Annotated in this window: 32 protein-coding genes and 2 tRNA genes; 11 read left to right on the top strand and 23 right to left on the bottom strand. The window is 31.3% G+C overall.

Annotation, left to right across the window (positions count from 1 at the left end):
• Positions 1-22: 22 nt before the first annotated feature.
• A complete protein-coding gene (locus tag HA149_RS02105; protein WP_209112579.1) occupies positions 23-1,969 on the bottom strand; it encodes an AMP-binding protein in 1,947 nt (648 codons plus the stop codon).
• A gap of 27 nt (positions 1,970-1,996) precedes the next feature.
• Complete coding sequence (gene lipB / locus HA149_RS02100; RefSeq protein WP_209112577.1) at positions 1,997-2,647, bottom strand: lipoyl(octanoyl) transferase LipB; 651 nt, start codon at positions 2,645-2,647, stop codon at positions 1,997-1,999.
• A gap of 44 nt (positions 2,648-2,691) precedes the next feature.
• Here lipB and hpf point away from each other — a divergent pair, with 44 nt between their 5' ends.
• The 4 genes from hpf to HA149_RS02080 all read left to right on the top strand — a co-directional run bounded on the left by hpf (position 2,692) and on the right by HA149_RS02080 (position 5,981).
• Entirely contained in the window at positions 2,692-3,276 is a 585-nt protein-coding gene (gene hpf / locus HA149_RS02095) for a ribosome hibernation-promoting factor, HPF/YfiA family (protein ID WP_209112575.1), read from the top strand.
• A gap of 7 nt (positions 3,277-3,283) precedes the next feature.
• Entirely contained in the window at positions 3,284-3,943 is a 660-nt protein-coding gene (locus HA149_RS02090) for a 2-deoxyribose-5-phosphate aldolase (RefSeq protein WP_209112572.1), read from the top strand.
• Positions 3,944-4,729, top strand: coding sequence for a DNA repair protein RecO (recO, locus tag HA149_RS02085; protein ID WP_209112571.1), 786 nt, complete (start codon positions 3,944-3,946; stop codon positions 4,727-4,729).
• Between the two features lie 85 nt (positions 4,730-4,814).
• Positions 4,815-5,981 carry a glycosyltransferase family 4 protein gene (locus HA149_RS02080; protein ID WP_209112568.1) on the top strand — a complete coding sequence of 389 codons (1,167 nt, stop codon included), beginning with the start codon at positions 4,815-4,817 and terminating at the stop codon, positions 5,979-5,981.
• Here HA149_RS02080 and proC read toward each other — a convergent pair.
• The 10 genes from proC to aroQ all read right to left on the bottom strand — a co-directional run bounded on the left by proC (position 5,978) and on the right by aroQ (position 13,116).
• The gene (gene proC / locus HA149_RS02075) at positions 5,978-6,790 is read right to left on the bottom strand and encodes a pyrroline-5-carboxylate reductase (RefSeq protein ID WP_209112566.1); all 813 of its coding nucleotides are present in this window, start codon (positions 6,788-6,790) and stop codon (positions 5,978-5,980) included. The genes HA149_RS02080 and proC overlap by 4 nt on opposite strands.
• Before the next feature lie 7 nt (positions 6,791-6,797).
• Positions 6,798-7,373 (bottom strand): cell division protein SepF, encoded by a 576-nt coding sequence (locus HA149_RS02070; protein ID WP_209112564.1) that lies wholly within the window; start codon positions 7,371-7,373, stop codon positions 6,798-6,800.
• A 150-nt stretch (positions 7,374-7,523) separates the two neighbouring features.
• Positions 7,524-8,159 carry a YggS family pyridoxal phosphate-dependent enzyme gene (locus tag HA149_RS02065; RefSeq protein WP_209112562.1) on the bottom strand — a complete coding sequence of 212 codons (636 nt, stop codon included), beginning with the start codon at positions 8,157-8,159 and terminating at the stop codon, positions 7,524-7,526.
• A 3-nt stretch (positions 8,160-8,162) separates the two neighbouring features.
• Entirely contained in the window at positions 8,163-8,429 is a 267-nt protein-coding gene (locus tag HA149_RS02060; RefSeq protein WP_079332418.1) for a PII-interacting protein PipX family protein, read from the bottom strand.
• A gap of 19 nt (positions 8,430-8,448) precedes the next feature.
• The gene (locus HA149_RS02055) at positions 8,449-9,363 is read right to left on the bottom strand and encodes an energy-coupling factor transporter transmembrane component T family protein (protein ID WP_209112560.1); all 915 of its coding nucleotides are present in this window, start codon (positions 9,361-9,363) and stop codon (positions 8,449-8,451) included.
• Entirely contained in the window at positions 9,363-10,736 is a 1,374-nt protein-coding gene (gene der / locus HA149_RS02050) for a ribosome biogenesis GTPase Der (RefSeq protein ID WP_209112558.1), read from the bottom strand. The genes HA149_RS02055 and der overlap by 1 nt, the downstream gene beginning before the upstream one ends.
• Before the next feature lie 73 nt (positions 10,737-10,809).
• Complete coding sequence (locus HA149_RS02045; RefSeq protein ID WP_209112556.1) at positions 10,810-11,295, bottom strand: DUF1823 family protein; 486 nt, start codon at positions 11,293-11,295, stop codon at positions 10,810-10,812.
• A complete protein-coding gene (cobI, locus tag HA149_RS02040) occupies positions 11,295-12,050 on the bottom strand; it encodes a precorrin-2 C(20)-methyltransferase (RefSeq protein ID WP_209112553.1) in 756 nt (251 codons plus the stop codon). The genes HA149_RS02045 and cobI overlap by 1 nt, the downstream gene beginning before the upstream one ends.
• A 16-nt stretch (positions 12,051-12,066) precedes the next feature.
• The gene (locus HA149_RS02035) at positions 12,067-12,675 is read right to left on the bottom strand and encodes a tRNA-(ms[2]io[6]A)-hydroxylase (protein ID WP_209112551.1); all 609 of its coding nucleotides are present in this window, start codon (positions 12,673-12,675) and stop codon (positions 12,067-12,069) included.
• Positions 12,676-13,116, bottom strand: coding sequence for a type II 3-dehydroquinate dehydratase (aroQ, locus tag HA149_RS02030; RefSeq protein WP_209113906.1), 441 nt, complete (start codon positions 13,114-13,116; stop codon positions 12,676-12,678).
• 101 nt (positions 13,117-13,217) lie between these two features.
• Here aroQ and HA149_RS02025 point away from each other — a divergent pair.
• From HA149_RS02025 to HA149_RS02005, 5 genes are all read left to right on the top strand, one after another.
• Positions 13,218-13,299: transfer RNA gene (locus HA149_RS02025), tRNA-Tyr, on the top strand.
• A gap of 10 nt (positions 13,300-13,309) precedes the next feature.
• Positions 13,310-13,381, top strand: a tRNA-Thr gene (locus HA149_RS02020).
• Positions 13,382-13,548: 167 nt separating this feature from the next.
• A complete protein-coding gene (locus HA149_RS02015) occupies positions 13,549-13,740 on the top strand; it encodes a hypothetical protein (RefSeq protein ID WP_209112549.1) in 192 nt (63 codons plus the stop codon).
• 228 nt (positions 13,741-13,968) lie between these two features.
• Positions 13,969-14,106: a hypothetical protein gene (locus HA149_RS02010; protein ID WP_193742620.1), complete on the top strand. Its 138-nt coding sequence runs from the start codon at positions 13,969-13,971 to the stop codon at positions 14,104-14,106.
• Between the two features lie 27 nt (positions 14,107-14,133).
• Complete coding sequence (locus HA149_RS02005) at positions 14,134-14,319, top strand: hypothetical protein (RefSeq protein WP_209112547.1); 186 nt, start codon at positions 14,134-14,136, stop codon at positions 14,317-14,319.
• Here HA149_RS02005 and HA149_RS02000 read toward each other — a convergent pair.
• From HA149_RS02000 to HA149_RS01970, 7 genes are all read right to left on the bottom strand, one after another.
• Complete coding sequence (locus HA149_RS02000) at positions 14,316-14,618, bottom strand: hypothetical protein (protein WP_209112545.1); 303 nt, start codon at positions 14,616-14,618, stop codon at positions 14,316-14,318. The two genes, HA149_RS02005 and HA149_RS02000, sit on opposite strands and share 4 nt — an antisense overlap.
• 409 nt (positions 14,619-15,027) lie before the next feature.
• The gene (locus tag HA149_RS01995; protein WP_432421767.1) at positions 15,028-15,435 is read right to left on the bottom strand and encodes a putative quinol monooxygenase; all 408 of its coding nucleotides are present in this window, start codon (positions 15,433-15,435) and stop codon (positions 15,028-15,030) included.
• Between the two features lie 145 nt (positions 15,436-15,580).
• A complete protein-coding gene (locus HA149_RS01990) occupies positions 15,581-15,730 on the bottom strand; it encodes a hypothetical protein (RefSeq protein ID WP_209112543.1) in 150 nt (49 codons plus the stop codon).
• Entirely contained in the window at positions 15,727-16,116 is a 390-nt protein-coding gene (locus tag HA149_RS01985; protein WP_245154649.1) for a ribose ABC transporter ATP-binding protein, read from the bottom strand. The genes HA149_RS01990 and HA149_RS01985 overlap by 4 nt, the downstream gene beginning before the upstream one ends.
• A gap of 110 nt (positions 16,117-16,226) precedes the next feature.
• The gene (locus HA149_RS01980) at positions 16,227-16,505 is read right to left on the bottom strand and encodes a DUF3764 family protein (protein ID WP_209112541.1); all 279 of its coding nucleotides are present in this window, start codon (positions 16,503-16,505) and stop codon (positions 16,227-16,229) included.
• Positions 16,506-16,552: 47 nt separating this feature from the next.
• Complete coding sequence (locus HA149_RS01975; RefSeq protein WP_209112539.1) at positions 16,553-16,900, bottom strand: hypothetical protein; 348 nt, start codon at positions 16,898-16,900, stop codon at positions 16,553-16,555.
• A gap of 131 nt (positions 16,901-17,031) precedes the next feature.
• A complete protein-coding gene (locus HA149_RS01970) occupies positions 17,032-17,325 on the bottom strand; it encodes a hypothetical protein (RefSeq protein ID WP_025965370.1) in 294 nt (97 codons plus the stop codon).
• 200 nt (positions 17,326-17,525) lie between these two features.
• On the opposite strand from HA149_RS01970, the gene HA149_RS01965 reads away from it, so the two are divergent.
• Positions 17,526-17,708, top strand: coding sequence for a hypothetical protein (locus HA149_RS01965; RefSeq protein ID WP_209112536.1), 183 nt, complete (start codon positions 17,526-17,528; stop codon positions 17,706-17,708).
• Between the two features lie 36 nt (positions 17,709-17,744).
• On the opposite strand, the gene HA149_RS01960 is transcribed toward HA149_RS01965, so the two are convergent.
• The 3 genes from HA149_RS01960 to HA149_RS01950 all read right to left on the bottom strand — a co-directional run bounded on the left by HA149_RS01960 (position 17,745) and on the right by HA149_RS01950 (position 18,883).
• Positions 17,745-18,122 carry a hypothetical protein gene (locus tag HA149_RS01960; protein ID WP_025927361.1) on the bottom strand — a complete coding sequence of 126 codons (378 nt, stop codon included), beginning with the start codon at positions 18,120-18,122 and terminating at the stop codon, positions 17,745-17,747.
• A 67-nt stretch (positions 18,123-18,189) separates the two neighbouring features.
• On the bottom strand, positions 18,190-18,657 hold the full coding sequence (locus tag HA149_RS01955) for a cupin domain-containing protein (protein WP_209112534.1): 468 nt from the start codon (positions 18,655-18,657) through the stop codon (positions 18,190-18,192).
• Between the two features lie 82 nt (positions 18,658-18,739).
• Positions 18,740-18,883 carry a hypothetical protein gene (locus tag HA149_RS01950; protein ID WP_209112532.1) on the bottom strand — a complete coding sequence of 48 codons (144 nt, stop codon included), beginning with the start codon at positions 18,881-18,883 and terminating at the stop codon, positions 18,740-18,742.
• A gap of 182 nt (positions 18,884-19,065) precedes the next feature.
• On the opposite strand from HA149_RS01950, the gene HA149_RS01945 reads away from it, so the two are divergent.
• Positions 19,066-19,251, top strand: coding sequence for a hypothetical protein (locus tag HA149_RS01945; RefSeq protein WP_032515599.1), 186 nt, complete (start codon positions 19,066-19,068; stop codon positions 19,249-19,251).
• A gap of 18 nt (positions 19,252-19,269) precedes the next feature.
• Here HA149_RS01945 and thiD read toward each other — a convergent pair whose 3' ends face one another.
• Positions 19,270-20,049 carry a bifunctional hydroxymethylpyrimidine kinase/phosphomethylpyrimidine kinase gene (gene thiD, locus HA149_RS01940; RefSeq protein ID WP_209112530.1) on the bottom strand — a complete coding sequence of 260 codons (780 nt, stop codon included), beginning with the start codon at positions 20,047-20,049 and terminating at the stop codon, positions 19,270-19,272.
• Positions 20,050-20,087: the final 38 nt, after the last annotated feature.

Here is a 20,087-nt window from a genome sequence, read left to right as displayed (position 1 = left end):
TTTTCAATATAGAAAGAACAAATCAATTTTTCTTACTAAATTTCTGTTCATACATATTTTCTATTTGTAATGAATATTTTTTTTCTATTTCTTTTCTTTTTTGTTTAAGAGTTTGTGTTAACAAACCATTTTCTAAAGTAAAGGCATCAACAAAATAACAATCTAATATTTGTTCTTCTGATCTTGCTCCTAATCGACTTTTAAGCAAATTATTAATGTGCGATTTAAAAAATGTACCAATATCCCTATTAAGGTTTAATTTTGAAAGGTCTTCTTCCAAAAACTTGTTTTTTACTAATTCGAAATCAGGAACTACAAGGGCAGTTAAACATTTCTTATCTTGTCCTACTAGTTGTATTTGATTAATAAATTCAGAACTAAGGATTTCGGTTTCTAGCGGATTCGGTTCTATATTTTCACCACTTGATAGCACTATTGTATCCTTGGCTCTCCCTGTTATAAAAAGGGAACCATTTGGTATTAGAAAACCTAAATCACCAGTATCAAACCAACCTTCTTTCGATAAAACATCTTTTGTAGCTAATTCATTATTAAGATAACCTTTCATTACTTGTGGTCCCTTAACAAGAATTTTTCCGACTTCTCTGAACTTCAGAATCTTTTTTTTATCATCAGTCACTATTTTGATTTCGGTAAATGCTAGAGGCTGACCAGATGATCCTCTAACATTTAATTCTCTTCTCCTACAAGTTAATACTGGACTAGTTTCTGTGAGTCCATATCCCACCAAAACATCTACACCTAAAGATTCAAAAAAAAGATCCACATGTTCTGGCAATGCACCTCCGCCGTTAATGGGAAATTTCAGTTTTTCTCCGCATAGTTGTCTAAGAATATTCGGCCATAAAAAAATAGTAGACAATTTATGTAAAGGATATCGGCAAATAATAGAACCCAGTAAGGGGATTTTTGATTTAAAGGTTATTTGATTGATATCTAAATTTCTTATCTTTCTAAGACCTCTTTTGAAAACTGAACTATTACTTATCAAAAACTTAATAAGTTTTTGCTTTTTGGAAGGCATTTTTTTCAAAGCCTTAAAAAAACCATCATGTATTGCCTCCCATAGTCTTGGTACAGTAGCCATGACAACAGGTTTTATTTGTGTAATATCATCTTTCAAGAATTTAGGAATTGTATAGTATTGAGAACAACCACATGAAAAAAAGAAGTATTCAGCACTCCTCTCATAAGAATGCCAGATAGGCAAAACGCTTAATACAGAGGTCCCAGGTTTTGGATCAGCGATATAGGCTAAATTGATTATTTGATGTAAAAAATTTGCATGAGTCAAGGGGACGCCTTTAGGTTTTCCTGTTGTCCCAGAAGTGTAAAGAATAGTAGCAACATCATCAATTTTTGGATTAAATGTTGCAATATTAGTTTGTGAATTTTCTTTTTCTGAATCTGATGCTCTTATAAATTGATTCCAACTTATTAAACTTTCAAATTGTTCATCTTCTAAATTAATTATAAATTTCAGTCTTTTTTTTAATTCTTCTTTGTTGTTTAACTTTAGCCAAATCTCCTTAGATTGAACTATTAGGCCTACTGAATCAGAATGCTCAATAATATAGTCTAATTCTACTGAAGGAGAATTAATACCTCTCACTGCATTTATAGCTCCTAAACGCATTAAGCCTTGATCAACTACTAACCATCTTGGAGAATTTTCAGATATTACAGTAACTACATCCCCCTTTACTAAACCATAATTTTTAAAAGAAAAAGAGACTTTTGTTATTAAATCAGCCAGGTCAGAATAAGAAAATTTTTCTTTTTCTTTACCTCTCAAATCGCAAACAGCTAAAGTATCACCACATTTAAATTTTAATTTCTCCCAAATTTGATCTATATGATGAAGGTTCTTAATAAAATCTCTATTTTTAGCAAATTTATCTTTTTTAGAAAGAGGTTTGGCTGAAGGCCAGTATGCTAAATCACGCATATTAAATTGATTTTTAAATTTTAATTTCTATTTTGATACAAAATCAAAATTAAATTCTTCCTGAATGATTTTTTTAACAATTCTCTTGACTTCTTGAATATTTAAATTTTTGTTGTAATCAATCATATTTGCCATAAGACAATTTTCTATTCCGCAAGGAACAATTTTATTAAAATTTTCTAATTCGCAGTCAATATTGATTGAAAATCCATTTATTGTAACCCATCTTTTACAACCAATTCCAATTGAAGCAATTTTCTTATTTCCTATCCAAACTCCAGTGAGCCCCTCTCTTGAATGACAATCTATATTAAAAGTTCCAATAATTTTTATAATAATTTCTTCAATTTTTCTTAAATACCAATTTAAATCTTTATTAAAATTTTTCAAATCTAACACCAAGTAAGTTACTAATTGTCCTGGCATATGACAAGTAACCTCACCACCTCTATCAATCTTAAAAACATCATAATTATCATCATTGAAAGAAAATAATAAATTATCGTAATTAGATCCTCTACCCAAGGTATAACAGAGTTGATGCTCACCTATCCAAATAAAATCAGGGTTAGAGTTATCTAAAATCAATGCCTCCTGATATTCTTTTTGTAATTTATAAACATCATTGAAAAAAGAAATATTATCAGGTTGTTTAATTATTGCTGTTCTATTAACCATATTTAAGTAGATTTAGAAAGTAAGTAAATATTTTTAGATTTTTTATGAAAATTTTAATCCATGGGAAAAATCTTGAGCTCACTGGAGCATTAAAAGAATATACTGAGGCAAAGATAGAAAAAGCAACACATCACTATAAGGATATCGTTAAAGAAGCCGACATACACCTTTCAATAGAAAAAAATCCAAGAGTCTCCTTCCAGACTGCAGAAGTTACTATTTTTGCAAATGGTACTGTAATTAGAGCCGAAGAGAAAACTGAAAATCTATACTCAAGCATTGATTTAGTTTCTAATAAACTTTGTAGAAAATTACGTAAATACAAAGAAAGAAACAATAAAACAATCCATAATAATCAATTTAAAAATAAAGAGTCTTTCCCAATTGAAAATAAAAAATCAAGATTTTTAGATGAAGCTCTACTTAAAGAAGGAATAGAAGCAAGTCTTCCTGAGCCATCTATAAAAAATAAATACTTTGAAATGAATCCAATTTCATCAGAAGAAGCAAGAAAACAATTAGATCTAATTGATCATGATTTTTATGTTTTTCGAAATAAAAAAAATAATGAACTTCAAGTTATATACAAGAGGAATCATGGAGGTTATGGACTGATTCAATCCAAATAACTTTTAAATGCCCAATATTGAATATGAATTAAACGAAAAAATTCATGCAATTATTATTAACCCGTATTTAACTTGGGAAGATTTCTGTGCGAATTGCGATTTAATAAAAAAATATAATATTAAGAATATTTCTACTTCACTTAATTATTTAGATGATTTTAAAAACCGTTTGAGCAATTACAATGCAAACATAAACACACTCATTTCTTACCCTCTAGCAGATTTACCAGTTACATTTATTGAAGAATTAGTTAATTTTGCAAAAGATAAAGGTGCAAACGGAATTGAATATATCCCAAACTTTATCAATTTATCCAAAAGAAACTTAGAAACTTTCGCTGCTGAAATTGAGCAAGTGAAGTTATCTGGATTACCAGTTTCAATAATCATAAATAAATCAAAACTACAAAAAGAAGTTTTGTACAATGCGATAGAAATATCTTTGGAATTAGGAATAAAAAATTTTCAATTCGGGGACGGGTTTGGACCCCCTATTACATTAAATGACATAGCGGAAATATTAAAAATAACGGGCTCCCAAAATCACATCAAAGTTGTAGGTGGTATAAAAAAACTGACACAAGTTATTGATTTGCTTGATAATGGAATTAGTTGCGTAGGGACTTCTAATTTTTGTGAGATTTTTCAAGAAGTCAAGGTTATTTAAATGTCTGGTTCTGGTGAGTGCAGACTAGAAGGTCTCTGCATTAAAGCTTCTCCATTAGGCGAGAATGATAGATTAATAACTATTCTTACTGATGAGCAAGGTATTGTTCGATTAGCGGTACCTGGTGCTAGACGTCCTAAAAGTAGTCTTGCCGCAGCTACTCCATTAACATATTTAAGTCTGCAGATTTTTGGGAAAAGAAATCTTAAATCTGTACGTCAAATTAAAATATTAAAAAGCTATTCTGGTCTAGGGAAAAATATTGAATGTCTTGCAGCCGCGCAAGCAATAACTGAATTAACTTTTTTATTAGTAGGTAATAATGACAAGCAACAAAACTATTTATCTTGTGTTCTTGCACATCTAGATAGGATTTATTTGTATGAAGAATCCAAAGAAGAGGATATTAAAATTCTCTCAATGAGTATTCAATCTTTAATCCATCTATTAGCCATCGGAGGTATAAATTTACCAATTCATCATTGTTGTAAAACTGGAGAACCTATTATTCCGCCTTTAGGGAATTGGGAATGGAGTTGTTATTATTTACCAATTGAAGGGTTTTCATCCGTGGAAGATCCTCAAAGTAATCTAAAAATAAATGCATCCGAAGTTGCTCTATTACAGAGACTCCTTTTCCCCGAATTACCAATAAAATCTAATGGAGAGTTATTGGGACCTAAAAAAGTCTGGCTTAAAATATTATTTATTATTGAAACTTGGATCTCTACTCAACTAGAGAAAGATTTATCTTCACTAAAAATGTTGAGAGAAATATATAGTTAACATTTTCATAAACTATGAATAAATTTAAAAATTATGATCTTGGGTGCTCTGACTGTTAATTTAATAAATAGTTCATTCAATAAATGTGGTTCATGTTGCCTGGTTGGGTAAGAAATCTCCTTTTTGTGGAAATGTAACTTATGGTAATTCAACTACTGAGAAATTAAAGACCAGAGGCCATAAAATTAGTTTCATTCATTTCGACAATCCTTCTAGTTCAAATTCATCAAAGCCATTATTTCTGGCAAATGATCCTGATGTAAGTCTTCCATATTTAATTAAGTCCCAAGTTTATACAATCCCCTCACCAAGAGCAGAAAAAGAGCTAAGGCTATCATTGGAAAGATTAAAGCCTGACTTAGTACATGCAAGCTTAACTTTATCTCCTTTAGACTTTAGACTTCCAGAGATTTGTGATGAAATTAATCTTCCACTAATAGGAACGTTTCACCCACCATTTGATGCAAAAAATAGAAATTTAACTGCTAGTACTCAACAATTAACATACCAACTTTATGCTCCCTCTTTATCAAAGTTCCATAAAATAATCATTTTTTCCGAACTTCAAAAAAATGTTCTTTATAAATTAGGAGTACCTAAAGAAAAACAAATAATTATCCCAAACGGGGTTGATGAGAATATTTGGAAACCTTTTTGCGAAAAAAATAAAAAATATGCTCAGGTAAAAAACAAACTTGGAAATGAAAGAATCTTTTTATATATGGGTAGGATTGCCAATGAGAAAAATATCGAGGCACTTTTACGTTCTTGGCGCCAAACAAAAACTCAAAATTGTAAATTAGTTATTGTCGGAGATGGACCACTGAAGCCAACACTTGAAAATAGTTTTTCTAACCTTGCAAATGAGAAATTAATTTGGTGGGGTCCCGAATTAGATTTAGAAACTAGGGTAGCAATAATGCAAATAGCAGAAGTATTTTTCTTACCAAGCTTAGTAGAAGGTTTATCATTATCACTATTAGAGGCAATGTCTGCTGGTACTGCTTGTGTAGCTACAGATGCAGGAGCTGATGGAGAAGTTTTAGATAACGGCGTAGGAATAGTAATTTCAACTGATAATGTAGCTGCACAATTAAAAACTATAATCCCAATTCTTGTAGAACACCCTTCATTTACAAAAGATCTTGGAGAAAAAGCTAGAGAACGTATACTTGAGAGATACACAATTAATAAAAATATAAATTCACTCGAAAAAGTTTATATGAACTTAAAAGATAATTTTAAAAACTAACGAAACTCTTTACTTCGATTACTAGCTGAAACTATTGATTCAATTAATGCTGACCTTACACTTTTTTTTTCTAAAACTCTTAAAGCAGAAATAGTTGTTCCACCTGGAGAGGTTACTAAATTTTTAAGCTCAGAAGTCGTAAGTTTATTTTCCTTTATTAGACAAATAGTCCCTAGTATCATTTCCATAACAAGTTCCTCTGAAATTATTTTTGGCAATCCCCCGCTTAATCCTCCATCACTTAATGCTTCTATAATTAAAGCAATAATTGCAGGACCTGATGAAGTTAAAGCTAAAAAAATATCAAGGTAATTTTCAGTAAATTCATAAATTTTACTTGTATTTACAAATAATTTTTTTGTAAATTTTTTCTGATTTTCCGTAATTTCTTCTCCCCAAGAAATCCCAGTTAAACCTTTTCCAATAGTTATTGGAATATTTGTAACCACCCTCACACATTTATGATTAGGGAACTTTTGAGTAAGTCTATTTATTGAAACTCCTGCAAGAATTGAAATTATTAAATTTTCCTTGTTTTTTATATGATGGGCCTCGCTTATATCATTAAATTGTTGGGGTTTTATGGAAAGAAGTTTATATTGACAATCCCAAATTATTTTTGACTCTTTAGAACCTGATCTATAAACATTTATATTATGCTTATAATTTTTTTTTATATTTTCTAAACTTTTTTCTGAATTGACAACACAGAAAACATTCTCTGGCTGAATTAATTTTTTATCTAATAGAGGGGTAACTATAGCACTTGCAATATTTCCAAAACCAATAATCGCAATTTTATCTGTCACAGATTAATCATGAATAAGCACTTAATTTAGAATTACCCCACGCTGGTTCAGGAGTAGTATTTTTGCCCAAACTATATTGTGGTGTGTTTTCTGTAGGCAAAGAAGAAGGAGAAGCTTCTTCTGGTGATGAACTAGTTACATTTACACAACTTGGAGCAAAAAGAAAAATACTTTCACCGACTCTTTCTTGATGTCCATCAATTGCATATGTGCCCCCAGCAATAAAATCAACCGCTCTTTGAGCTTGATCAGGATCCATCATAGTTAAATTGAGAATTACGGTTTTTCTCTCTCTTAGTGCTTGTATAGCTTGAGGCATCTCATCAAAACTTCTTGGTTCCATTAAGCTTACTTCTGAGGATGAATTTGCGATCCCAGGCATACCCACTACTTTTGATGATCTGTTGTTATTCATAAAATCGAATGGATTTGAATTTGCAAGGGCATTTGCATTCTTTGGATTTTGTTTGAAATTATTAATATCATTTAATTCATCCTCTGAAGCATAATCCAACTCATCAAAATCATCATCGAGATACTCATCACCGGCAACAACTGCCTTTAATCTAGAAATAAGTGACACCTTTTAAATCCTCTTGAAATTGATTAATAAGGTTTAAGAACCTTAAGTGATAGATTCATTTTTTAAATGAATAAACTACCTATACTTAAATAACGTTAGTTGAACTTTACTGCAAGTTTATAGATAAGATTTTTATAAAAAAATAACTAATTAAGATCTACCTCCAAAAATCAATGATCCTAATCTTAACCAAGTTGATCCAGCATCAATAGCTTCCTCCCAATCACCTGACATCCCCATGGAACAATCTGGTAGTTGCAGTGAATCAGCGAGAGCACGACATTTTTTGAACAACCCTGAATTTTCTTTAGAGCTAAGTCCTTTAGGATTGATAGTCATCAAACCGGTTAATGAAATATTTTTCAACTCTTGAATTTCTCTCCATTTCAATATTAAAAATTCAGGATTAAATCCTCCTTTAGTAGGGTCATCACTGAACTTAACCTGCAACATTATTAATGGATTTTTCTTCTCTTCACGTGAAATATTAGCAATCTTTTGCAACTTTTCAAATGAATCTACTGAATGAATATATTTAAAATTTTGAACTATTTTTCTTATTTTATTACTTTGTATTCTTCCAATAAAGTGCCAATTTATTTGTTTAAGTTCTTTTAAGATTAATTGTTTTTCAAAAGCCTCTTGAACCTTACTTTCACCAAAATCGTTCTGACCTATATTTTGAATGGTCTTGATTTCTTGACTTTTAAATCCTTTACTTACTGCAAGAATATTTACATTTGATGGTATTTTATTTTTTATTTTTAAATAATTTGCAGGGTTCACCTTTTATAAGAAAGTTTGCGTAAATAAATTTTCCCATTTAGATAGTTCTTCAGATCCTTTTCTTCTAGTTTTTTGAAGGTTTAATTCGGCCTGATTTCGGGCATCTAAATAAGGTATAACTTCAAAAAAAACTTCTCTCTGTCGAACTTCTACCAAGAAAAACATTTTTTGAGCGTATAAAGTCGCATAAATATCCCTCCCATCATTCCCAGGAGAAACTTGGTATAACATACCAAATGTTGGATGGTTTAAATAACGCTCAGAACTCAAACCTAAAATATTGTGTTATTTATAATGCACCATACAGTTTTCTAAGAAAAATTGCTATGCAAATAAAACAAATCGATAATGTATTAACAATTACATTGAGAGATTTTGAAGGATAAAGAGTTCTAAATCTATTAGTTTTTATAATAATTTTTTTCTTTGAGAGTAATGATTCTGCTCCATGATCAATTCTCAGAAATATATTTTGAAATAACCTTTCCAATAAGATTAATAAAATATTAAAAGATTTCTTTAATCCTAAATTTCGAAAGTTTATTGATCTAACTGACACTGATTTAATGATATTTTGAAGTTCTTCCTGCACTAGAGGAATAAAACGTAATGCAATTAATAACTGAAAAAGCCACTTACTAGTAGGTAATCCAATCTTTCTTAATGGATACATAAACCAACTTAATCCCCATACAATGTCTTCCTGCAATGTGGTTAAAAGCATCAAATTCACACTATGAATAACGGTAAAGATCAAAGTGGAGGTTTTTATTCCTAGTTCAAAGGCTTTTCTTGATAAGTTATAGGGACCAAAATTAATAAACCATATCTTCTGCGAAGGAATTTGTAAAATATTCCATTCTTTTTGGCTTTCCAGTACTACTTGCAACTCATTGGGATTTCTTAAGTAGCCATCAAGAGATTGAATATCAGACGAGGCAAGTATTGATATACAGCCAATTAATAGTGATAAAAATGAAAGAAAAAATAATGATCGCCACCATACTCTAGATGGCAATAAACTTAAAAAAGTAATTAATAGTAAAAAACCAACTAAACTCAATCTCCATATTGGACCTGCCCAAATTGGAGTGATTAAAAATATCATTACGATAATTATTTTTAATCTACTATCTATAATTCTTAGCCAACTTCTATTACCATGAACGTATTGACCAACAGAAAATTTGGTTAGCAAATTCATTAATCTTTTTGAATTAACTCAATATTTTCTCTTTCGACTTCTTTATTTAAAGCTCTTTGCTGTTTTCCTCTCCAAAGTAAAATGAGGGGTGTGCCTTCAAAGCCTAAATTTACTCTAATTTGTTTTTCAATATATCTTCTATAAGTTATTCCAAATAATTTAGGGTCATTTACAAAAAGAGTAAAGGTGGGAGGTTTGTTCTTTACTTGAGTACCGTAATAAAGCCTACCTTGCTTGCCGCTTCTCTTCGTTGGAGGACTTTTCCAACTGAGTGATTCTTTAAGTACTTCATTAACTACAGATGTTGTAACTCTTCTTCTATGTTGATTTACAGCATTAAGAGCATGCTCAAAAATATTATCAACTCTTTGACCTGTTAATGCAGATATAAAAATCATTTTTGACCAGTGTAAAAAATAAAGTTTAGATCTAAGTTCTTTTTCTACTTGATAAATTGTTGAACTATTTTTTTCTACAAGATCCCATTTATTAACAACAATTATACAAGCTCTGCCTTGTTCTTCTATGCGCCCAGCCAGCTTCTGATCTTGATCAGTTACTCCATCTATAGCATCTATAACTAAAAGACAAACATCACTTCTATCTATAGATTTAAAAGCCCTATTAATACCAAAAAATTCAGTGCCATATTTAACATTTTTCTTTCTTCTAATCCCTGCAGTATCAATAATTTTCCAATGATTATTACCTTTTTTAATAAGCGTATCTATTGAATCAGTTGTCGTACCACTAATATCACTAACTATTGCTCTTTTTTCTCCACAGATTGAATTTAACAAACTAGATTTACCAACATTAGGTCTACCAATAATGGACATCATTATCTTTTCTTCATCATCCTGGATATTATTTTCAGGAAGTTCGCCAATAACGAGATCTAAAAGATCTCCAGTACCTGAACCATGAATAGCCGAAACAGGGTTAGGTTCGCCCAATCCTAATTTCCAGAACTCTGAAGCTAGGGATATTCCTAGAGTAGTCGATTCGCATTTATTAACAGCAACAATTGTTTTACAGCTTGAGTTTCTTAACCATTTTGCTATTGATAAATCACCATCAGTAACGCCTTGATTCCCATCTACCACCAGTAACGCGAGTGAAGCCTCTTCTAGAGCCAAGAAAACTTGGGTCCTTATCTCTGGGAGAAATTCACTATCATCGTCAAAAACTAAACCTCCAGTATCAACTATTTGAAATTCCTTACCTCCCCATGAAGCATTTTGATAAGTTCTATCTCTTGTAACACCAGGCTTATCAAATACTATTGCATCATTACTTTGGCAAAAACGATTAACTAAGGTAGATTTACCAACATTCGGCCTTCCGATAATTGCTATTGTAGGAAGAATCAATTCTTCTCTCCAAAGAAAGTACTATTCATTACAACTATACCTTTAATAGAATCATTTATCTTTTTGAAAAACCTTATTTAATTTCTGGATCGCCAAAATGTCCTTTAACTGGATTAACAGGTGGTGAACTAGGACTTGGCATTAATCCATTATCTTTTGAAAAACAATCATTTTCAATCGCCCAATAAATCAACCAGTTTACTACCGTTGCTCTTCTAGTTCTTCTTGGATAGAGTTCATTAATCTTATAACCTTTAAAATTAAGAAAATTTTTCAATCCCTGTTTATAGTCTTTTGGAATTGATCGAGTCAAATGTACTGAGGCTGGTCGCTCTGAAATAATTTGAGGAGCTTTTTCAAATTTTTCTGACCAATAAGAAGGAGTTAATGCGCTAAAGGTCCAATCATTTATAGATAGTTCTTTAGTATAAAAAAGTCTTTCCCAAACTAATTCACAAACAAATACATCACTAACCTTATCTTCGAGAACAAGAAATAATAGATCCTTACATATTGGCCATGTAAATTGATTTTCAACTAATTTTTCTTTTTTATACATTAATCAAACCTTATCAAAATCAAAGAAAAATAAGGCATAAATCCCTTTTTATATTGTGATGCATATTGAATAATTTGATCAGGCATCCCAACACTTAAAGCTATTAATGTTGTATTGATGATATCCTCTTTTTTTAAAATTTCCCTGACTAAATTCCATCTTTTGCCAACTTTCATAATGGCCAATACCGTTTTATTTGCCTTACTTTCCCTAATTAGGGTTGTTAATTCAGATTCTGAAGAAGAGCATTCTTTGATGATCAATGTCTCGCCTTTTTTTACTAAATCAAAATCATTCAAAGCTGCTGCTGCTGAAATAGAGGAAATACCAGGTATGGTTTTGGTAATAATTTCAGCATGATTATTTTTTATTAACCTCAAAATATTAGAAGAACTTGCAAATAGTGAAGTATCTCCAAGACAAAGTAAAACAACTGATTCGCCATTTTGTATAAATTTAACAATTTTTTCTACAGCATCAGACCATATTTCATCAGGATCAAAATCCTTCCTAGCCATTGGAAAGATGATAGGGATATTTTTTTTAAATTTGGTGTATTTCTTGACTATTTCCGCAGCGAAACTTTTTTTATTATCAGCTGATATTGGGAAAACTATAACTTTCGCTTTTTTTATTGCATCCACAGCAGCAATTGTTAAAAGCGATGGATCTCCAGGGCCTACACCAACTATGGTGAATGTTGGTAAATCAGTTTTATATCGATTAAGTAAACTTAAGAATTTGTTAATTATCATTTTTATTTTATTAACTTTAGCTATGTACCCTTGGCAATATAAAAGTTTCAGCTAGTATTGCTGACTCAATTTCAGACAATTCCTCTAACCTTTTGAAAGTTTGATTTTTAGAGAATTTAGTTTGCGCTAGTTTCCAGTAAACTCCAAAATGTCTTGCCTCACTCTCTAGCAGAGACTTATAAAGGGATTTAAACGATTTATCTTCAGAATTCAGCGCAAGCAAGCTTAATCTTTCATGACTTCTTGCTTCAATAAGTCCTGCTATTAAGAAACTATCAAGCATTCTATTGGGCTCCTCCTTTCTTATATTCTTGGCCAATTCAGCTCCATATGGAGGCGGTTTTAAGGACTCAAGAGAATGACCAAGATCCTTTAAAAAATAAAGTATTTTTTCAAAATGCTCTAATTCCTCTCTCGCTATTGGACTTAGAACTTCTGCCAGATTTGGTTCTGATGGATATCTAAACATCAATTGAATAGCTACTCCTGCTGCTTTTCTTTCACAATGAGCATGGTCAATAAGAATATCTATTGGATTAGATAATGCGAGTTTGATCCACTCATCTGAGGTCAATGACGATAAATATTTAATATGAGAAGTGGGCCTTGTAAAATCGACAAGCATTTAATCTTTAATACTCAAATATCCAATGATTCCTTCAAGAGCTAAGGAATAACTTGATATGCCGAATCCACTAATAATTCCTATAGCTTTATCTGTAAGAAAAGATTCTTTACGAAAATCTTCTCTACTGAAAATATTTGAAATATGTAACTCTACAAAAGGAATTTTTGATCCAATTAAAGCATCACGAATAGAAATCGAGGTATGAGTAAAAGCGCCTGCATTTATAAGAATACCTTGGATACTTTTTACAGACTCCTGAATTTTATCTACTATTTCTCCTTCGTGATTACTTTGAAAACATTCAAGATTAATACTTTTTTCTTGGGCAACTTTAGTTAAATCTTTTTCTATATCACTCAATGTTTTATTACCATATATTTCAGGTTCTCTAGTGCCCAAAAGATTTAGATTTGGTCCATTTATTAATAGTATATTCATCATCAATAAAGTCTTTTCAATTAAATGCTATCTAGAAAGAAACAAAAAAACCAAAACAATTTCACACAAAGTGACCATTAACTGATAAGTTCAAATAGTGGGGGTCGGTGCCCGAGTGGTTAAAGGGGGCGGACTGTAAATCCGCTGGCTCTGCCTACGTTGGTTCAAATCCAACCCGGCCCACTTTAAAATTGCCCTTGTAGCTCAGCGGTAGAGCACTCCCTTGGTAAGGGAGAGGTCTCGGGTTCAAGTCCCGACGAGGGCATGGCCAAAAGTATTGCAACGAGAAAAAAGGTAAGTAGTAAAAAAATATAAATATTGTTTCTTTGATTAGACAGGGGATCCTTGCAGAATTGATCAATATAAATGGGATCTCGTAGATCAGCATTTTATCCAAAATTTAGATATATTTGATAAAACTTTTATTCAGTAATGTCACTATCGTCATACCGTATGCACAGAATTTATCTTGCAGCGGCCATGAATTATGGTCTTGGTTCTAATGATCCTGAAGAGTTGGCCTACTACAATAAAATCAGAAAAGAGATGGATGATATGAAAAAAGAACCTTTTAAAAGAGGGATACCTCTTAATTGGGATAACCCCGAAGAAATATATAAATGAATCTAAATACTTTTTTATTAATTGATGGAAGTCTTATGCTTATTGGTCTGCCTTTACTGATGATTTTTAAAGGGAAAAAAACTAATCGAAATCACCCAAGATTTTAACCATATTCAAATTCAATTGTTGATCCTTTATCCGTATAAGGTAGTTCCTCAAACCGTACATATTTATTAGCCGGATAGCTTGCCTGACTAGTTAGAACATGATTGTAGTCGCCATGAGCAAATGTCTACCAAATCTACTCTAAAAGAAGATCATAAATCTGAGATTGAAGAAAGATCAGAAGAAGAACTTCTTGAGGAAGAAATCAGGAATCAGCAAACATTGGATAGCTTTGTTGAATCTGATAAGAACTGGAGCTGATTAAAACTTATTTATTAGGAGAAAGTTATGAACTTAAAAAGATCACCATTCTCAATCTTGAATAAAGAGAGTAGAGAAATTGACTATATCAAAGGAGTTTACAAGAGAAAAATTCAAACTGAAATTGAATCTTATAAAGATCCCGAAGATGAAGATAAGAGAGATACAATCCAAGCTCAAGATCTATTGATGCTTGATAAGATCTCAATTTAGTTATTCTTTTTTTTCTTCTTCTTATCCTTTTTTTTCTTCTTTACCTTTTCATAAACCTCATCCGCCTTCTGTTCAATATTATCCAGCTTATTTGAAAGTTCCTTTAAGGTTTCTGCTTTTCCTTCTTTAACTAAGGTATTTTTTAGCTCAACAATTTTAACAGGCTCTTCTTTAACTACAGTATCTTTTGTCTCTTCAGTTTTAATTCCAAACTTACCTTTTATAAAATTGGCTATAAAGATAAGAACAGGCACATGGGCTAGACCACCTATTAATATTCTTGTTTCTGAATAAGCCATTTAATAGTTAAAAGTTCTGAGATATTTAAGCATAAATTTAATTTTTAAATTCGTTTTATTAAGCCAATAAATATTCGTAATCATTTCTTGATTCATAGATCAAAAATCTTGCTATTAATTAAGCAGAGACTTTTTTATTAAATGCCATTAGACGTATTTCTAATGAACATGTGTGTTGTAGTTATAGCATTGCTTATCAGAAGAGAAATCAAACTTAAGAAGGCGAGATAAATTATGAAAACAAAAATTTTAAAAGAGCATTACATTCCAAATATCCATGCTATTACTATTTTACTAATACTTCTTCTATGTCTATGGTTACCTCTAGCACTCAGATTATTATTAATAATTTAGTCGAATTAATTAGTTAATACTTTTATCCTTAAACTCTTCTATATCCTAATTTTGTTTAAAAGATCTTATATGGAACTCCTGTTCCCTTCATGGCTTCAATAACTTTATCTCCCACAGTTCCGTAAAATTCAACAGATAAATCAGTTCCTATTTCAGCATGAGCCTCAAGATAAACACCTAATGCTGGATTAGCTAAATGAGCTAGTAAAGCATCATCATTTTTATAAACTTCTGACCATTCGCAACGAAGAGGATCATCAGAATCTTGATCAAAATTATGATGGAGCATTCCTGGTTCGTCAGCTTCAATAGCTTTATCTGTCATATCTGCAATTTCTAAGTATTCTGCAACCTTATCTTCCTTAATTTTTAAGTTTTGCAAGAAGCATAAATGTTGTATCTGATCCAAAACTAGACATAAAAAAAGACTCTTGCGAGCCTGAGTGATGGGGATTTCTATCATGACAAATTAATTAGAAACAAACAACTCCACCAATAGTAAATTTTTATTACTTACAAACACTATATATAGTGCTAGGATTTTAAAAAAGGCCGGGTGATGGGGATTATCCTGCTTTTTGACTGGGGCAAAGCTATCGCCCTTTTTTTTATGGGTATAACTTTCTAATAGCTTCTTGTTGTTCTTGTTTTTTTATTTCTTCAGCATCATAAACAGGACAATTATTCTGATTAAGTGATGAGAAAAAAGCACTTTTTTTAAAACGTTTGAATATAGGAGTCAATAGTAAAAGTTTCATTGCTTATATTTGCTAAATTGCTCAAACATACTTAAATACTGCAGAGGAAACACTCTGGTTAAATTTTCTATTCTCTCTTCATCCAATACAACACCCTCTGGTAATTTCTTAATTAACTTTGGAATAGCTTTTTTTGTTTCCTCTCTGCAGAAATTAATTCTATAAGTAGCTTCTTTTTTGATATTCGTTTTAATTAATCCATCTTTTTCAAGCATTGATTTTAAATCAAGATTATTTCCTTTCAAAAGAGCAATTAAAACAGTATCTGAAATTTTTAAAGCTTCCGCAGGTTCTTTATCTTTATTTATTCCAAATATCCAGGTACAGGCACCAACTCCTAATGCTCTTGCAATAGAATCATCATTTCCAATTTCATCACAAGGCAATCTAAAAGACTCTTCAATTTTTTTAGATCATATCCATTCTCACCTTCTGGAAAACCAGCTTGAGCAGAAAAAGGAAATTATAATATTGCAGGAAGAATTAAGCTTTTCACTTAAAAATAACTGTATATAACCGTTGAATCGTAAATATGACCTGCACTCTCAATTAATGGTTTCACTGCTGGATCTTCAAACATAGCTATTGATTTACCTTCTTCACCCTGCTCAATAAGAATTACACTTGTTGGATCATCTTTCTTTACACCTTTGTATAAGCAAATAATTCCGCGCTCTTTATTCATTTGTATATTTTCTTCGCTGTCATAAACCGCAGCCCATTCTTCAAAAGGGACGCTAATTTTGAATGTGAAAACGGTAGTTTCAAGAGACATAATAAAAAAGAGCTAGTTGCTCCCTATTCTAGATAGACAGTCAATAATCAAGAAAAAACTGGTGGATAAGGTGTTTGTCCATTCATTAATAATGTATCAATTGGTTTACAGATATTCATCAGAGCATCTTGTCCGAAACCTGGACCAGAGGGACCGTCTATAAACTCCTGAAACTCCTCAGCTGAAATACCCTCTTTTACTTCCCAAAAACAATATACAGGACCAGTTTTAGTTACGGCATTTGCAGAATGGTTAAAAAATCCTTTTTCTTTATTAGCTTCTACCGCATCATCCCATCCACCACCTGGTGACATTGCCGCATAAGCTGTTTCCCACCATTTTTCGGCCTTTCCTACCTTAAATTCATGTTGAACAATATAAAAAGTTGATGCCATAAAAATAATATTTGAGCTGATAATAAAGTTACTTGATATAAGTAAAGGGAAGATTAATTTATTTTGAATTCCTAAATAAAAAAGTTGGTTAAAAGCTCCTAGCCATCTACTGTCAATATATACAATCTAAATCAGAATCCAGATATTGCTTCATAGAAATCAGCGTCTGGCAGTATTTCCTTCAAGGGTTCAATCTCCTTGGCAGGGCCTTGGACCTGCACAGTAATATCTGACACTTCAAAAAGCTTGGGAATCATATGTCCCATATTTTTGAGATGAAATAAAGCGGCGGCACCATCTTTATATGCCTCTCTTACATAAGCCTTATCTGAACCGCATGTAGTGATATTAAAAAAAAGGCAGTCAGGTTCATTAGCTTTTGTCAGTACCAAAATTTCTTCTAAAAGAGCTATGCACTGGTCCATCTTCTCATCCTTGATTGTGAAGTGGGGATGGATAGAAACCATGGTTGTATCTAGAGACATTAATTTATAGATATTTCTCCTATCTTATTAGCAACTATTCTTTATGAACAAGTTAAAAATATGGATTATCTAAAAATTAAGAATGTTAATTTGGTATCGCATGTACCGTTTATATGTTTTTTGAAAGCTATTAATTGGATATGAGTTATTTTGCTGAAGCAAACCATATTGAATATGATGCATGGTTCGATGAAAACATCGACCCATTGGATCTTGTGAATTACTCAGATGAAAAGGAGTTCAGTGATTCGGTGCACTTTAAGTTCCATAAGATTTCCACTAGAAATTTAACGATTGGTTCTTCTGATAATTTTCACTGGTAAGTAAAAGATTTTTTACTCCATAAATATTTATGAATCTTAAGCAGAATATGTTCCATCACTTTCTCTTCTTGCCTTAGCTAATACAATTTCATCTACAACTTTTTCAATCATGTAAGCACTTTTTTTACCAAAACATTTTTCTTTTTTAATACTCTCAAAATCATTTGGGATTAAATCATTATATTCACAACAATCGCATTTAATATCAATTTTCTTTCCTCTGAAAACCTCTAAAGCTCTAGAAAAAATCCATTGCTGAACTGAGATACTTTCCCAACTATCAAAATTCGACCATTCATCAAAATCCCTATTAAGGATGCCTTTTAATCCATCAGCCTGATTTACATATACTAAGTATGAATCTTTTCTTGGTTCATCATTAATACCAATTGTTTTGACAGAATTTTGATTCATTAAATATAGATTGATTGAGTAGCCTTATAAATCTAGAGGATAATTTCAAAAATATAAAAAAAATGTCTCAAATAAGATCATTAATTGCTTTATCTAATCTAGAAATATGATTAGTATTTCTGAGTAATTCAAAATCCTTAAAATCAAAGCCCGGGCCAACACAACAACTCACTAAAGTAAATTCGCCTTTACTTTTTGCAGCTTGCCAATGTCCAGAGGGGATCATTTCTACTGGATTATTGGAATCTAAAATCAAATTTTTTATTAACTTATTATCATTATCTAGGCACCATAAATTCAGAGGGTCGCCCCTTAGATAAATCCAAATTTCATCAGCATTTTTTACTCTGTGCCAAGCACTTTTTGCATCTCTCTCCAAAAGATAATAAATTCCCGTGATAAAGTTTCTATTTTGGCCATCTTCCCTTATTAGAGAATTCTCACTCCTTACTATCTCTCTAAACCATCCACCCTCTGGATGAGGAGATAAATTAAATTGTTTAATTATTTCTGTGTTTTTTTTATCAGGATTCACATCACAAAAATATCTTTTAAATTTCTCTTATTGTTAAAAGCTAACTGAAAATAAATCAAAATAAACTATATTTTCTAAAAAATTAAGCACAAATAACTGACAAATCTACGAAATTTTTATCTTCATCTGCCAGTTCAGTAATGATTCTATTGAGCCATTCAGAGGTCGTTTCACAATAGCCTACATTTAAAATAGTTTTTTGCTTTGCTGTTTCTTCTTTATTCATAGTTAAAGTATTTTCATATAAATTAGTCTTTAATTAAATCTATGTGAATAAGTCTTAATTACTATCTATTTTAAAAAGTTGTATTTAATACAAATTTAAGAACTACTAGTAAACAAATAAAATTAAATCGTTGACAAGAAAATGTATACAAGTAAGAGTAGAAAAAATTTATGATTTAACCTATGAATAACATCAAGATTGAGGAATTGATGAAAGTAAGGTTCGATGGTATTGCTAATAGAATTGGGCAATTAAGCAAAAGGGAAAGTGAGTCTTTATTACTTGAGCATCTTGAGTGGTTGGAGGGAGGATGGGAGACTGAAGAAATCTTATTTTTAAAAAAGCCCTACAGAAAATGGTGGTTCTAACTCCACTTCTATAAATAATTAATGATGGCCTAAGGGACCAGGGCCAGATCCTATTTTATAAGAATTGTCTAAAGATTTCTCAACAAATAATTTCGCTTTTTGTATGGAATCAAATAGATCAAAACCTAAAGCCTTGTAACCACAAATAGCAGCACTCAAAGTACAGCCGCTACCGTGGGTATTTTTTGTATTTATAAAATTATTAAATAGCCACTCTTTTCTACCATTTAAGTCAAGAAAAAAATCCTTCCCTTTCATGTCTTTTAAACCGCCGCCTTTTATAAGTACCGCTTTAGCTCCAAGAGCAATAATTTTTCTTGCTGAATTTTCGATATCTTCTTTACTCCTTATTTCTAGACCAGAAATTAGATTTGCTTCATAAATATTAGGAGTTACCAAATCAGCAATTGGTAATAAGAGTTTTTTATAAGCATTAACAGCAGAATCTTCCAGTAATTTAGAACCAGTTCTTGTAACCATTACTGGGTCAATAATTTTGGTTATTTTGTATGTATTTAATTTTGAAGCAGTATCATTAATTATCCTTTCATTTAATAACATTCCAGTTTTTAAGGCATCAATACCAAAATCAGCAAATAAAGTATCTAACTGATTTAATAAAGTATTGTTCTCTACTGGTTGAACGCATGTAACCTCTATACTATTTTGTGCGGTAATACATGTAATAACAGAACATCCATGTACTTTAAGTGCCATGAAAGTTCTCAAGTCAGCCTGTATGCCTGCTCCACCCCCGGAGTCACTACCGCCTATTGAAAGCGCAATTTTAGAATACATAATTTATTAACTCGTTTTTGAAAGTACTATAAATAAAT

This window comes from Prochlorococcus marinus XMU1406, from assembly GCF_017696055.1.
Lineage (GTDB): Bacteria > Cyanobacteriota > Cyanobacteriia > PCC-6307 > Cyanobiaceae > Prochlorococcus_A > Prochlorococcus_A marinus_W.
The sequence above is the reverse complement of the archived record's forward strand: the minus strand, read 5'-3'. Positions and strand labels throughout refer to the sequence as shown.

What these genes read in the sequence shown, in the direction of transcription:
- lipB (WP_209112577.1), bottom strand. Translation starts at nt 2,647, where the DNA reads ATGGTTAATAGAACAGCAATAATTAAACAACCTGATAATATTTCTTTT.
- HA149_RS01965 (WP_209112536.1), top strand. Translation starts at nt 17,526, where the DNA reads ATGAGTTATTTTGCTGAAGCAAACCATATTGAATATGATGCATGGTTC.
- HA149_RS01945 (WP_032515599.1), top strand. Translation starts at nt 19,066, where the DNA reads ATGAATAACATCAAGATTGAGGAATTGATGAAAGTAAGGTTCGATGGT.
- HA149_RS01960 (WP_025927361.1), bottom strand. Translation starts at nt 18,122, where the DNA reads ATGAATCAAAATTCTGTCAAAACAATTGGTATTAATGATGAACCAAGA.
- HA149_RS01975 (WP_209112539.1), bottom strand. Translation starts at nt 16,900, where the DNA reads ATGGCATCAACTTTTTATATTGTTCAACATGAATTTAAGGTAGGAAAG.
- HA149_RS02010 (WP_193742620.1), top strand. Translation starts at nt 13,969, where the DNA reads ATGTCTACCAAATCTACTCTAAAAGAAGATCATAAATCTGAGATTGAA.
- HA149_RS01995 (WP_432421767.1), bottom strand. Translation starts at nt 15,435, where the DNA reads ATGATAGAAATCCCCATCACTCAGGCTCGCAAGAGTCTTTTTTTATGT.
- HA149_RS02090 (WP_209112572.1), top strand. Translation starts at nt 3,284, where the DNA reads ATGCCCAATATTGAATATGAATTAAACGAAAAAATTCATGCAATTATT.
- HA149_RS02000 (WP_209112545.1), bottom strand. Translation starts at nt 14,618, where the DNA reads ATGGCTTATTCAGAAACAAGAATATTAATAGGTGGTCTAGCCCATGTG.
- HA149_RS01990 (WP_209112543.1), bottom strand. Translation starts at nt 15,730, where the DNA reads ATGAAACTTTTACTATTGACTCCTATATTCAAACGTTTTAAAAAAAGT.
- hpf (WP_209112575.1), top strand. Translation starts at nt 2,692, where the DNA reads ATGAAAATTTTAATCCATGGGAAAAATCTTGAGCTCACTGGAGCATTA.
- cobI (WP_209112553.1), bottom strand. Translation starts at nt 12,050, where the DNA reads ATGATAATTAACAAATTCTTAAGTTTACTTAATCGATATAAAACTGAT.
- thiD (WP_209112530.1), bottom strand. Translation starts at nt 20,049, where the DNA reads ATGTATTCTAAAATTGCGCTTTCAATAGGCGGTAGTGACTCCGGGGGT.
- HA149_RS01970 (WP_025965370.1), bottom strand. Translation starts at nt 17,325, where the DNA reads ATGGACCAGTGCATAGCTCTTTTAGAAGAAATTTTGGTACTGACAAAA.
- HA149_RS02055 (WP_209112560.1), bottom strand. Translation starts at nt 9,363, where the DNA reads ATGAATTTGCTAACCAAATTTTCTGTTGGTCAATACGTTCATGGTAAT.
- HA149_RS02015 (WP_209112549.1), top strand. Translation starts at nt 13,549, where the DNA reads ATGTCACTATCGTCATACCGTATGCACAGAATTTATCTTGCAGCGGCC.
- HA149_RS02035 (WP_209112551.1), bottom strand. Translation starts at nt 12,675, where the DNA reads ATGCTTGTCGATTTTACAAGGCCCACTTCTCATATTAAATATTTATCG.
- HA149_RS01980 (WP_209112541.1), bottom strand. Translation starts at nt 16,505, where the DNA reads ATGTCTCTTGAAACTACCGTTTTCACATTCAAAATTAGCGTCCCTTTT.
- HA149_RS02005 (WP_209112547.1), top strand. Translation starts at nt 14,134, where the DNA reads ATGAACTTAAAAAGATCACCATTCTCAATCTTGAATAAAGAGAGTAGA.
- HA149_RS02045 (WP_209112556.1), bottom strand. Translation starts at nt 11,295, where the DNA reads ATGTATAAAAAAGAAAAATTAGTTGAAAATCAATTTACATGGCCAATA.
- HA149_RS02105 (WP_209112579.1), bottom strand. Translation starts at nt 1,969, where the DNA reads ATGCGTGATTTAGCATACTGGCCTTCAGCCAAACCTCTTTCTAAAAAA.
- recO (WP_209112571.1), top strand. Translation starts at nt 3,944, where the DNA reads ATGTCTGGTTCTGGTGAGTGCAGACTAGAAGGTCTCTGCATTAAAGCT.
- aroQ (WP_209113906.1), bottom strand. Translation starts at nt 13,116, where the DNA reads ATGAATATACTATTAATAAATGGACCAAATCTAAATCTTTTGGGCACT.
- HA149_RS01950 (WP_209112532.1), bottom strand. Translation starts at nt 18,883, where the DNA reads ATGAATAAAGAAGAAACAGCAAAGCAAAAAACTATTTTAAATGTAGGC.